The organism is Polaribacter pacificus (genome assembly GCF_038024035.1).
Taxonomy (GTDB): domain Bacteria; phylum Bacteroidota; class Bacteroidia; order Flavobacteriales; family Flavobacteriaceae; genus Polaribacter; species Polaribacter pacificus.
Genome location: NZ_CP150664.1, coordinates 1,579,003 through 1,591,954, shown reverse-complemented (window position 1 = coordinate 1,591,954; position 12,952 = coordinate 1,579,003). Strand labels below are relative to the sequence as shown.

General features: G+C 34.8%; 12 protein-coding genes. 6 read left to right on the top strand and 6 right to left on the bottom strand.

The features are described 5' to 3' along the window. The 3 genes from rnc to pyk all read left to right on the top strand — a co-directional run bounded on the left by rnc (position 1) and on the right by pyk (position 2,740). On the top strand, positions 1-738 hold the full coding sequence (gene rnc, locus WHC90_RS07200) for a ribonuclease III (protein WP_188597802.1): 738 nt from the start codon (positions 1-3) through the stop codon (positions 736-738). Positions 739-839: 101 nt separating this feature from the next. Further along, positions 840-1,310 (top strand): IPExxxVDY family protein, encoded by a 471-nt coding sequence (locus WHC90_RS07195; protein ID WP_188597801.1) that lies wholly within the window; start codon positions 840-842, stop codon positions 1,308-1,310. Positions 1,311-1,312: 2 nt separating this feature from the next. Continuing rightward, the gene (gene pyk, locus WHC90_RS07190) at positions 1,313-2,740 is read left to right on the top strand and encodes a pyruvate kinase (RefSeq protein WP_188597800.1); all 1,428 of its coding nucleotides are present in this window, start codon (positions 1,313-1,315) and stop codon (positions 2,738-2,740) included. 48 nt (positions 2,741-2,788) lie between these two features. Here the strand turns inward: pyk and WHC90_RS07185 are convergent, their stop codons facing one another. Further along, complete coding sequence (locus WHC90_RS07185; protein ID WP_188597799.1) at positions 2,789-5,089, bottom strand: M20/M25/M40 family metallo-hydrolase; 2,301 nt, start codon at positions 5,087-5,089, stop codon at positions 2,789-2,791. Positions 5,090-5,205: 116 nt separating this feature from the next. Continuing rightward, entirely contained in the window at positions 5,206-5,556 is a 351-nt protein-coding gene (locus WHC90_RS07180) for a hypothetical protein (protein WP_188597798.1), read from the bottom strand. Between the two features lie 209 nt (positions 5,557-5,765). On the opposite strand from WHC90_RS07180, the gene WHC90_RS07175 reads away from it, so the two are divergent. Then, a complete protein-coding gene (locus WHC90_RS07175) occupies positions 5,766-6,104 on the top strand; it encodes a single-stranded DNA-binding protein (protein WP_188597797.1) in 339 nt (112 codons plus the stop codon). Between the two features lie 47 nt (positions 6,105-6,151). On the opposite strand, the gene WHC90_RS07170 is transcribed toward WHC90_RS07175, so the two are convergent. The 4 genes from WHC90_RS07170 to WHC90_RS07155 are packed head-to-tail and all read right to left on the bottom strand — an operon-like array spanning position 6,152 to position 8,922. Further along, on the bottom strand, positions 6,152-6,604 hold the full coding sequence (locus WHC90_RS07170) for a hypothetical protein (protein ID WP_188597796.1): 453 nt from the start codon (positions 6,602-6,604) through the stop codon (positions 6,152-6,154). Positions 6,605-6,660: 56 nt separating this feature from the next. Further along, positions 6,661-7,110: a hypothetical protein gene (locus WHC90_RS07165; protein ID WP_188597795.1), complete on the bottom strand. Its 450-nt coding sequence runs from the start codon at positions 7,108-7,110 to the stop codon at positions 6,661-6,663. Further along, the gene (locus WHC90_RS07160) at positions 7,100-8,299 is read right to left on the bottom strand and encodes an ABC transporter permease (protein WP_188597794.1); all 1,200 of its coding nucleotides are present in this window, start codon (positions 8,297-8,299) and stop codon (positions 7,100-7,102) included. Before WHC90_RS07160 ends, WHC90_RS07165 begins: the two co-directional genes overlap by 11 nt. Continuing rightward, a complete protein-coding gene (locus tag WHC90_RS07155) occupies positions 8,296-8,922 on the bottom strand; it encodes an ABC transporter ATP-binding protein (RefSeq protein WP_188597793.1) in 627 nt (208 codons plus the stop codon). Before WHC90_RS07155 ends, WHC90_RS07160 begins: the two co-directional genes overlap by 4 nt. A gap of 568 nt (positions 8,923-9,490) precedes the next feature. On the opposite strand from WHC90_RS07155, the gene ilvD reads away from it, so the two are divergent. Together ilvD and ilvB are read left to right on the top strand one after the other, a co-directional pair. Beyond that, positions 9,491-11,173 carry a dihydroxy-acid dehydratase gene (gene ilvD, locus WHC90_RS07150; protein WP_188597792.1) on the top strand — a complete coding sequence of 561 codons (1,683 nt, stop codon included), beginning with the start codon at positions 9,491-9,493 and terminating at the stop codon, positions 11,171-11,173. Positions 11,174-11,182: 9 nt separating this feature from the next. Then, positions 11,183-12,916 carry a biosynthetic-type acetolactate synthase large subunit gene (gene ilvB, locus WHC90_RS07145; RefSeq protein ID WP_188597791.1) on the top strand — a complete coding sequence of 578 codons (1,734 nt, stop codon included), beginning with the start codon at positions 11,183-11,185 and terminating at the stop codon, positions 12,914-12,916. Positions 12,917-12,952: the final 36 nt, after the last annotated feature.

The following is a 12,952-nucleotide window of genomic DNA, read 5'->3' as shown; positions in this document are numbered from 1 at the left end:
ATGAATTTTATTCGTAAAATAGTTAAGCCCAGACAAAAAAAAGACGAGGCTTTCCTTAACGAATTAAAACAGCTCCTTAGGTTTTCTCCTAAAAAAATATCCTATTATAAAAAGGCATTTACACATCGGTCGCTAAAACTTACTGATGAACACGGAGATCCTATTAATTATGAGCGATTAGAGTTTTTAGGTGATGCCATGTTAGGCTCAATTATAGCCTCTTATTTATACAAAAAAGTTCCAGAAGGCTCAGAAGGTTATTTAACGCAGATGCGTTCAAAAATTGTAAGCAGAGAGCACTTAAATGAATTGGGTAAAGATTTAAACCTAATCCAATTTGTAAAGAGTAATATTTCTAAAGACAATATTGGAGATAATATTCATGGAAATATTTTTGAAGCCTTGGTTGGAGCAATCTATCTTGATAGAGGATACAATTATTGTAAAAAGTTCATTTATGAAAAAGTTATTTCTCCTTACGTAGACATAGAAAAGCTAGAAGGAAAAGTAACCAGTTATAAAGGTTTGATTATCGAGTGGTGTCAGAAACAAAAAAAAGCCTACGATTTTGATGTGTATGAAGATTCTGGAAACGAGCACATTAAGCATTTTAGTGTAAAAATTAGCATTGAAGGTGTGTTGGTTGCAAAAGGAAGAGCCACTTCTAAAAAGAAAGCCGAAGAACAAGCTGCAAAGAGAGTCTTTTTTGCCATGCAAGAAGAGATAACAAATTCTTAATATTCACACGACAACGTTTTCGTTAATTTTCAAGTACGTTTAGAAAACTATCTGTAATTTAGCAGAACAATAGGTAGCGTACCTGTATATAGAGATGTAGCATGCAAATACACGCCTTAGAAATAGATGACTTTTCCAACGATGATTATATTCTTATTGGCATTCATTCTGCTTTAGAAGAATTTCAGTTGGCATATTTGTTAAACCAGTGTTTGTTGACAAATTTTAAAAGAGCTAAGCATGGCTTGGATTTTGAAAATAAAAACAACAATGCCACTTTTTCTATCTATGAATATGAGAATACAAAGTTCAGCCAGTTTTGGTTTTTAATTGAAAACAAATATGTTGATACTTTAGACAGTCAATCTTCTGGGTTTTTTCAGAGCAACGAAATAACCACCTATTTAATACCAGAACAAAAAAAAGTTGATTTTTTTCTTAAACTTGAAGGTGATTTTGACCCAGAGTTTATTCAAAAAACTATAGAAAAGATTAACAATATAAATCAAGTTATTACGTCTTATACCATTGACGTTTATACTTTAAAATCTAAAGATTTTTTAATTTTTTAAACATGCCAGCAAACAAAAAAACAAAAATAGTAGCCACATTAGGACCTGCAATTAATTCAAAATCCATGTTAGAAAAAATGGTAGAAGCAGGTGTTAATGTTTTTAGAGTTAATTTTTCTCATGCAGATTATGAGAATGTAAAAGAACGCATTAAAGATATCCGAGAAATCAATAAAGAAAAGGGTGTTTATACTTCTATTTTGGCTGATTTACAAGGACCAAAACTTCGTGTTGGGGTTATGGAAGAAGGAGTAGTTCTTAAGGATGGGGATTCATTTGTGTTTACCACAGAATCTTGTATCGGAACTTCAGAAAAAGCATTTATGACCTATCAAAATTTTCCAAAAGACGTAAAAGTTGGGGAGCATATTTTGGTAGACGATGGTAAGTTGCTGTTTGAGGTCATGGGAACCAACAGAAAAAATGAAGTGCAAACAAAAGTACTAGTAGGGGGTGTATTGTCGTCTAAAAAAGGTGTAAACTTACCCAATACAGCTATTTCTTTACCTGCATTAACAGACAAAGACATGAAAGATGCAGTCTTTGCTCTAGAGCAAGAGGTAGATTGGATAGCTCTTTCATTTGTCAGAAACCCTGAAGATTTAAGAAAATTACATGATCTGATCAAACAAAAATCAGTGCATAGAGTTCCTGTAATTGCAAAAATAGAAAAACCAGAAGCTGTAGAAAATATCGATGCTTTAATTCCATATTGTGATGGTCTAATGGTTGCACGTGGAGATCTAGGGGTAGAAATACCTATGCAAGAAGTTCCTCTAATCCAGAAGAAACTAGTTCAACGTGCTAAAATGGCTAGGATTCCTGTTATTATTGCTACCCAAATGATGGAAACCATGATTACCAATGCAGTGCCAACCAGAGCCGAGGTAAACGATGTGGCAAATTCTATTATGGATGGTGCCGATGCTGTGATGTTGTCTGGAGAAACCTCTGTAGGAGCTCATCCGCTAAGAGTCATTCAAAAAATGACTGAGATTATTAGAAGTGTAGAAAATTCTTCGCTGATTAAAGTGCCGCAAACACCGCCACATATTAGAACCGATCGCTTTATTACAAAATCGGTTTGCCACCACGCTGCTCTTATGGCAAACGATGTTGATGCCACTGCTATTTCAACATTAACCAATAGTGGGTATACAGCTTTCCAAATTTCTGCATGGAGACCTAAGGCCAATATTTTGGCATTTTCATCAGAAAAAAGAATCTTAACCAAATTGAGCTTGCTTTGGGGTGTTAAATCATTTTTTTATGATAAAAACGTCAGTACTGATGATACTGTAGTAGATATTAATAAAATTGCCAAAGCCAAAGGCTATGTTAAAAAATCTGATTTTGTGATCAACTTAACTTCAATGCCAGTTGAGGCAAAAGGGATGGTAAATACCTTGCGTGTTTCACAGATTAAATAATAAAGTATTTAAACAAAAAAAGCCTTGAATTTTCAAGGCTTTTTTTGTTTATAATTTAATTCGCTGTATGCTAATAATGGCATCATTGCTCACCATTGGCATGGGCATCATATTTTCATCTCGAGGCTTGATTGAAAAGAGTGGACTTTCTAACAAATCAAAAGAGATTTCATTTATGATGATGTCAAGGTTCTCGTGTTGACCCACTTTTATACTAAGCTGGATACTTGCCTCATCTGGGCTTAAAAAGTAGCTTAAAAAAGCACCATTGCTAACTGTAAATGCCTTGTCTTTATTAGCAGATGTTTCATTAATTTTTAATTGCTGAAAACTAATCTTTGCCGTATTTGTAAATTCTATTTTTTGAACATTCCTTTGAGGCGTTATTAGCATGTCTATAAGTCGAGAGCCATTAATAAGGGTGTCTTTTAGAATTTCTATTTTTGCAGAAGGAATGGCTTTTGTTTCTGTTTTTAATAGATAACGAAAACGGGTATTGTACTTGTTTCTTGTTTCTGCCTTATCCAGACTACCAGCTGTCGGATTTTTACCGAAAATTTGCTCAGTATAGGTATCCATAGTTTGATTGTGGCTTCCAAAATAAGCAGTTTTCATGTCGTTATCCTGAATAAAAGCAAGGCTGTTGGGTTTTTTATTGTCAATGTTAAAACCACTAGTATAATAAGTGTATACAAAAGTACTTAGTGCTGCAACTCCCAATGCATTAACCATCCATTTTCTAGATTTAAATGAAGCAAAAACAGGAGCCATAAGTCCAAAGATCAATGCAATAAATAGACCACTGATAAACAAGCTTTTTAATCCCAATCCCACCGGAAACATTTTAATTTGGGGAGCGAACATGTAAATTACTGGGATAGCCAGAATGGAATAAATAATAATTTTTGTAGATTTTTTAAATTTTAAAAACACATGAACAAGCATGCCTACTAACACAAAGTACACAGGGATAATAAAATATCCAGCACCAGGTAAGTATAACTTAATAAGCAGGTTTATGAGTAACCAAAAACTTAATGGAGCGACAACCAAGTCTATGCCGTTGTATTTTTTAAAATAGGGAGCATACAATTTAAATAAAAGCCAAATGCACAGGCAGCTAAAGGCAAAAATATAATAATAACCATTATAGGTAAATCCGTGTAAAATATCATTGTATTGAGGATGCAGCCACAATACTCCTTGCCATAACAAATAACAAGAACCCGCAGTAATGACGAGACCTAAAACAAAAGGAATATAGCCACTCATGATTCCTTTAACTGTTATTCTGTTTAAAGAAATACCAAAAAACAAAAGAACCATAGTTAAAATCACGCTAAAGATTAGCAAAGCTGTACCCCATGAATACGGATACTGTAACATTCCAAGAACAGGAAAGTTGGTATAAACCACATCAGTCGAACTGTCTAATTTGCTTAAGTCTGCATTTGAGAAATAAGGTAAAAGTGTCATTAAATAATCTGCCTGATGTAATAAGGTTGCTCGATCAAGACGTTCATAAGTATCTTGAGCGGTATGATAATCAAAATGATCACCAATAAAAGCAAAATTAAACCCATTGATATTGGCTTCCTCTCTAAAAACAGTTAGATCTGTATCATTAGGGAGCATCTTATAAATACTATACATCAATGAGTTGGCAACCGGATAATTAGGCTTGGCTTCTAAAAAAGCTTTTAGCAAAGCACTGTTTTTACCATTGGTTTCCATAAGCATATAGCTTGGGCCACCACTACCTCGAGCTTCAAAATTTAAAACCAATCCAACCTCTTTTGCTAATGGATGATTGTCTACAAAGGCTTTTGCACCAAGTAAACCCAATTCTTCTCCATCAGAAAATAGAATTATGATATCGTTTTTAGGTTGTTTGTTTTCTGCTAAAAAGGCACGAACACCTTCTAGAATTGTGACCACTCCAGAACCTGCATCACTAGCACCAAATGATGAATGAGGATTTGAATCATAATGCGATAATAATACTAATGATTTTCCGTTTTCTGAGCCCTTAATTTTGGCAATGATATTTTGTGTTTTGGCAGCAGCAAACCACTTTTTATTAATAACTGTTGCTGTTTGAACTTCTGGTTCTAATCCTAATTTTTTTAATTCAACCACAAGGTAATCCCTAACCAATTGGTGATTAGAAGCACCAATAAAATGAGGTTCTTTACTAATGTTTTTTAAATGTGTCAATGCGTTGCTTAAGACAAACCCTTTTTCCTGATTTGCTGTAGTTTGATTTTTTGACGGAATCATGTCAGAAAAAGCCCAAAAGATGGTTGCTAAGATGATGCATACAGATATAAAGGGAATAAGTTTTTTCATTAGTGGACTGCTTTTTAGTAAATGTAGTAAAAATTAAAAAAAGGGGAGCTTATAAATAGCTAAAGTAAAGGTGTTATCCTTTAATTATCAATCATTTATTAAAGCATTTCGTTTAGTTATTCTTTTTTAATCAATAGATAGTAATCGTTTTCTAAGGCTAGATAGCCTTGATTGTATACATAGTAATACGTGTTTCCTGTTTTTGTGGTATAGATACTTGTAAAAAAATGAAAGTCAAACCCACGATCAAATAATTTGCTTCGGGTTACTTTTGTTTTTCCTGTTGCATTGAGCTCAGTTAAAATTTTGTAATTCTTACGAAGGCGGTTGTTGGTATTTCTGATGAGGTTTTTACTCTCTGTATTTACTTTGTTATTGAAGCTGTTTCTACAATAATCAGAGCAAAACTTTTTATCTACTCTACCTTTTATGGCTTCACCACACTCTAAACATACTTTATTTTCCATAGTTTTTTGTTTAAAGATATAAAAAAACATTTACAAACGACTACAAACGTTTACATACGAAAGTAACCGTGTTTCAACCGAATCTCATAATCAAGTTGCCACATCTTTGCAGTGTTAAGTTTATGCTAGGCTTGCTTTAGTATCTATTTAACCATACAAATTTTTATAAACCGCACGGATTATTATTGAAGTGCCTAAAAACTTATCTTATGAGTACGTTAAGAAACAAAGTTCAATTAATTGGACATCTAGGAAACAACCCAGAAATCATTACACTTGATTCTGGAAAAAAATTAGCAAAATTATCGATTGCTACAAATGAAACTTACAAAAACGCCCAAGGCGAAAAAGTAACTGACACGCAATGGCACAATGTAATTGCCTGGAGTAAAACTGCAGACATTATAGAAAAGTATCTGGAAAAAGGCAATGAGGTTGCCATTGAAGGCAAACTAACTTCTCGTTCTTATGACGACAAAGAAGGAGTTAAAAAATACATCACTGAGATAGTGTGTAATGAGTTGGTTATGCTTGGGGGATCCAAATAATCTAAGATTACTTTGGAAATGAAAAGAGCGCTTAAAAGCGCTCTTTTTTATTTTTTTACAAGTTTTAAAGTTGCCTTGTCTAAGCCAAAACTCACTTTACCTTCAAGGTCATAAACGGGGTTAAAAAAACCAGTAACCTCTACAATATCATCAGATTTAAATTTTTTATTGGTGTTTTTATATCCGAATAATTCCAAGATCGTTTCTGGACCAGATTTCCCACAAAAGAAACACGAAGCAAAAGGATTTTTAGAAATCATAAACCATTTGCCATCAGGATCTAAATCCAAAAAATAACCAACAATTTTTACTTTAGTATTTTCAATGTCTTCTAGAGACATCCCGTCTTCTTTAAGGGCAGATTGCGGGTTTTCTTCAGCTAAGCGAAACTCTTTGGCATAGATATCTAAAACATTTGTCCATGTTATTTTTTTTTGACCAAAAGAACTATTTGAAAGTAAAACAAATAGAAAAATACATAGTAGTGATTTAATTTTCATTGTGGAATCTTGTTTAATATTATTTTGGAAATATAGAATTGATCTTTGCTGTAAATTTAATTTAAATGCTTTACGGTTGGGTTGAGTAAAATAAAACTAACGTCTACTTCGTTTTCAGTAATTAGTTTTATAGTTCCAGTTGCAGTAACAATGTCATCGGTTTTAAATTTTTGTTTGTCATTTTTAAACTTCATAAGTTCAAGTACAGTTTCAGGGCCTGCTCCACCGCAAAAGAAACAGGTTGCAAAAGGATTTTTAGAAATCATAAACCATTCGCCATCAGGATCTAAGTCTAAGAAATACCCAGTGATACTAATTTTTTTTCCTTCAATATCTTTTAATGATTTCCCCTGTCCTTTAATTGCTTTTGCAGGGTTTTTTTCAGAGAAGATTACCTCTTTGGCGTAGATATCAATAATGTCTTTCCAACTTGTTTTAATTTGCCCATATGAGTTGTTGATCACAAAACTGATCAAAAGAAAGGCTAGTATAGTTTTAATTTTCATTGCTCAATATTTTAGAAACGTCCATAGTAAAAATTGGGATGATGGCGATGGCAGTTGCCGAAACAATAAGCCCAAAAGTAAACAGCCCTAACTCTAATAGGTCTTGTGAATAATTTAAAAGGTAAATTTGTTGTTTGTATGTTTGTTCAATTGCATTAAAAACGGCTTGTAATCCAAGGGATGCAATAAGAATACCGACTCCAAAACTAAATATTCCAATAAGAATACCTTCTGTAAAGACCAATAAAATTAATTTATTTCTACTAGCTCCATAAGTTCGTATTAAGGCTAATTCTTTCGATTTATCCACCACCATTCTGTATAAGCTAATAAAGATACTAATTCCAGAAACAAATAAAATTGCGATGGCTATCCAGCTAATGGCTTTGGTAGCAATGGCTGTCATCTGAAATAATTTATCCAATTCATATTTAGGTAATGCCGCCTGAAAGTTGGTGGTCTCATTAATCATACGAGGCAATTGAAGCAGCGCTCTTTTGTTTTTAAATTGTACTAACAAAGCAGTGATTTCTCCATCTGCATGATCGTGATTTTCTTCAGCAGCTGCACCGTGCTCATGCATATGCCAAATACTTTCTACATCTGTAACGATAAGTCTGTCAACCACATTTTGTGTAGGTGCTAAAATTCCGACAACTTTTAAAGGGTGCTCGCTGTGTTCTTCAATTGCATTTTCTATCAAGCCGTGGGCGCTAGAAAAAGTGTCGCCAATCTTTAGGTTTAAATTAGTGGCAACAGCACTCCCAATCACTACTTCAAAAGGAACCTTAAAAAGTACCCCTTCGCTTAGTTTTGCCTTTTGGAGATCAATAAATTGCGTTGTAGTACCAACTATTTTATAGCCTTGGTAGTTGTCGCCAATCGATACAGGAACCGCTACATCAATAGCGCGATTGCTTCCAATTTTTTTGGCTTCAGCATAAGAAATATTTCCTGTCGGGTTGTCAATATGCAAAACAGCCGATAGAACCAATTGCAATGGACTTCCTTTGGCTCCGACAACCATGTCTACACCATTTAAGCTTTGTTTTAATTGATTTTCAAACACCCTATTGAGTTGTTTAACTCCTAATAACAGACCGATGCTTAACGATAAAATTAAAACCGTCAAAAAAGTCTGTAAGGCTTTTGTCTTGATATTTTGAATGCTAAGCTTTAATAAATTCATAATACAAGGGTGTTAGTAAACTCATCTTTTATGCGCTGGTCATGGGTAATAATGATCAAATTCGCTTTTGATTTTGCTGCTTGTTTTTTTAATAATTTAATTACCAATTTACAGTTCTCATCATCTAAACTAGAAGTAGGTTCATCAGCAAGAATGATGTTGGGTTGATGAATAACGCCGAGCGCTATGCCCAAACGTTGTAATTGCCCTTGACTTAATTGGTGTGGTTTATGATTTTTTACAGCAGTCAAGTCAAGTTGCTCTAACAAGCTGTCAATGGTTTCTTTTGAACTAGGAAGCCCGCTAAAATACAAGCGGGTAGTTAGGTTGTCTGAAACTGATAAAGAAGCGATGGCAGTTGTCTTTTGAAAAATAAACCCAATGTTTTTACCTCTAAAATCATCGAGTTTTTTGGGTTTAAAATGCGTAATATTATTTTCATTTACGATGATTTCTCCACCCTGTGGAGTTAAAATACCTCCTAAAAGGTGTAATAGTGTCGTTTTCCCAATTCCAGAGGCTCCTAAAATTAACAAGTGTTCTTGTTCTTTTAGCGTGATGTCCGGAAAACGGAATGCCACATTTTCTGAGTAGGAAAAAGAAAGGTTGTTGGTTGTAATCATAAACAAAAAAATCAGCAGTAAATATAATTTATAAGAATTTTATAACATAATAAACTATCATAAAATGGGGTTAAATTTTTTTAGTGCTTTTTATTGTTTATTTCAAAGAAAGATAGATATTTGTCACTCACATATGAACAGACAAGGTATCCATATCATTTCTACTATTATTATTGCTATTCAAAAGCAATGATACGGAAGTGTATATCTATAATTTAAAATAGTTTAAAAGCCTTCCGTTTTCGGAAGGCTTTTTTTATGAAACAAACGAAACAGATGAGTTTTATTCAGAACATCATTATCGCAATTAGTATCATTATTAGCTCACCACCGAGTTGATACAGATTCTTATTGCCCATATAAAGCAAAAACCTGTATCAATTTGATACAGGTTTTTTTTATAAAGTCAATCCGTTGAAAATCATAAAATAAAAAACACAAAACCCACTAAATCAGTTATTTATGTGTTTTTTCATTAAAATAGACATCAGCAAAATAAAAAAATAAAGAATACCGAGAAAGTACAAATATCTAATATTGAACTCTTTAAAAAACAGAATTAATACAAATGAAACTAAATAAACACAGTAGTAGATTAACAGAAGATCAATCACAGCCAGCCTCACAAGCCATGTTGTATGCTGTTGGTTTTACCGATGAAGACATGCATAAAGCGCAAGTTGGAATCGCTAGCACAGGCTATGATGGTAACCCTTGTAATATGCATTTAAATAATTTGGCAGCAGAAGTAAAAACAGAATGTAATATCAATGGGGTCGTTGGATTAGGGTTTAATACCATTGGGGTTTCTGATGGAATTTCTATGGGTACTTCTGGCATGAATTATTCTTTGGTTTCTAGAGATTTAATTGCAGATTCTATAGAAACAGTGATGAATGCACAAAGTTATGACGCCTTGATTTCTGTAGTTGGTTGTGATAAAAATATGCCTGGTGCTGTCATTGCAATGTTGCGTTTAAATCGACCTTCAATTATGATGTACGGAGGTACAGTAGCTTCTGGAAAATACAAGGGAAAAAAGTTAAACATAGTATCTGCTTTTGAGGCACTGGGGCAAAAAGTAGCTGGGGAAATTGATGAAAAAGAGTACAAAGAAATCGTTAAAAGAGCTATCCCTGGTGCCGGTGCTTGCGGTGGAATGTACACAGCAAATACGATGGCTTCTGCAATAGAGGCCATGGGATTTGCATTGCCCTATAATTCTTCAATTCCTGCAGAAAATCCAAACAAGTTATCAGAAAGTGAACGAACTGCACTGGCGATCAAAAACTTGTTAAAATTAGATTTAAAGCCCTTGGATATTATCTCTAAAAAATCAATAGAAAATGCCATAGCCATTGTAAATGCTTTGGGCGGATCTACCAATGCAGTTTTACATTTTTTGGCGATAGCCCATGCTGCAGATATCGATTTTTCTTTAGAAGATTTTCAACGAGTAAGTGATCGAACACCGTTGATTGCCGATTTAAAACCGAGTGGAAAATACTTAATGGAAGATGTTCATGGCGTTGGTGGTACACCAGCAGTCATGAAATATTTATTAGACAATGGATATTTACACGGCGAGTGTTTAACCGTTACAGGAAAAACTTTGGCAGAAAATCTAGCCAATGTTGAACCCCTTTCATTTGATGCAGAACAAGATGTAATTCACTCCAAAGACAGCCCCTTAAAATCTTCGGGGAATCTTCAGATTTTATACGGAAATCTTGCAGTCGAAGGAGCCGTTGCAAAAATTAGCGGAAATGAAGGTTTGCATTTTAAAGGAAAAGCAGTGGTCTATGATGGAGAAAATGCAGCAAATATTGGAATCTCTAACGGAGAAGTTAAAAAAGGAGATGTGGTTGTTATCCGATATGTTGGGCCAAAGGGAGGACCAGGAATGCCAGAAATGCTAAAACCAACCTCTTTAATTATGGGAGCAGGTCTTGGGAAATCAGTTGCTTTAATTACCGATGGACGTTTTTCTGGTGGAACTCACGGATTTGTCGTTGGTCATATCACTCCAGAGGCACAATCTGGTGGTACAATTGGACTGTTAAAAACAGGTGATGTCATTACCATTAGTGCAGCTGAAAGAAGCATTAATGTGCTGCTTTCTGAAGCAGAATTAACTAAAAGAAAAGCAGACTGGAAAAGACCAGCATTAAAACATAGAAAAGGAGTTTTATACAAATACGCAAAAACAGTAGCATCAGCATCACAAGGTTGTGTGACAGATGCGTTTTAAAAAAAGCTTATGAAAGTACAGACACAAACCAAAGCCTTAAAAAGGCAACAAAAGACAGAACACATTTCTGGAGCCGAAGCAGTTGTACGCTGTTTGCTAGCAGAAGGAGTTAATTTAATCTATGGCTATCCCGGTGGAGCAATTATGCCAATTTATGATGAATTGTATAAATACCAAGACAAATTACAGCACGTATTGGTACGACATGAACAAGGCGCAACCCATGCAGCACAAGGTTTTGCTAGAGTAACAGGTAAAGTTGGTGTCGCGATGGCAACTTCTGGACCAGGAGCAACAAACTTGGTCACTGGAATTGCTGATGCACAAATAGATTCAACTCCCATGGTCTGTATTACCGGGCAAGTAGGGAAGCATTTATTAGGTTCTGATGCATTTCAAGAAACTGATATCGTTGGCATCTCTACTCCAGTGACCAAATGGAATTATCAAATTACAGAAGCAGCAGAAATCCCAGAAGTGTTGGCAAAAGCATTTTATATCGCTCGTTCTGGGAGACCAGGACCTGTATTAATTGATATCACCAAAAACGCACAGTTTGATAGCTTTGATTTTGAATATAAAAAATGCACAGCTATCCGTAGTTATAAGGCGGTACCAGATGTAGATAAAAGTATGTTGTTGGCTGCTGCTGCATTGATAAATAAGGCAAAAAAACCATTGATTGTTTTTGGTCAAGGAGTTCTGTTAGCAGAAGCAGAAGCCGAATTTAAAGCACTCATTGAAAAGGCAGGGATTCCAGCTGCATGGACAATTTTGGGCTTATCAGCCTTAGCGTCTAAACATCCACTAAATGTTGGCATGGTTGGCATGCACGGAAATTACGGGCCCAATAAACTTACCAATGAATGTGATGTGCTAATTGCAATCGGGATGCGATTTGACGATCGTGTAACCGGCAATTTAGCAAGTTATGCAAAACAAGCAAAGGTGATTCATTTTGATATTGATCCATCAGAGATTGATAAAAATGTAAAAACGGATGTTGCAGTTTTAGGAAACGCAAAAGAAACCTTGGCTAAAATGTTGCCTTTGCTTGAAAAGAAAACTCATGAATCTTGGCTACAAGAATTTAGAGACTATGATGCTATTGAATTTGAGAACGTGATCAAAGAAGAATTGTATCCAAGCAAAGCTGGAATTTCTATGGGTGAAGTGCTCAAAGAAATTAACCAGGTAACCAATGGAAAAGCAGTGATTGTTTCTGATGTTGGTCAACATCAAATGGTTGCCTGTAGATATGCAGAGTTTCAACAAACAAAAAGCAGTATTACCTCGGGTGGATTAGGAACCATGGGTTTTGCATTGCCAGCCGCAATTGGCGCTAAAATGGGAGCGCCAACTAGAGAAGTTATTGCCATTATTGGCGATGGGGGCTATCAAATGACCATTCAAGAATTGGGAACCATTTTTCAAACCAAAGCTGCTGTTAAAATTGTGGTTTTAAACAATGAGTTTTTGGGAATGGTGAGACAGTGGCAACAGTTATTTTTCGATAAAAGGTATGCATCAACAGAAATGACAAATCCAGATTTTGTGGCCATTGCAAAAGGCTATCATATCAATGCCCAAAGAGTTACAAAAAGAGAACATTTAACGGCTGCCATACAAGAAATGATCAGTTCAAAAGAATCGTATTTCTTAGAAGTATGTGTGGCAAAAGAAAACAATGTATTTCCGATGATTCCGACAGGAGCATCTGTTTCAGATATCAGATTAAGTTAATAAATAGAGAATCTTTAGGGCCTCTTCAAAAAAAGA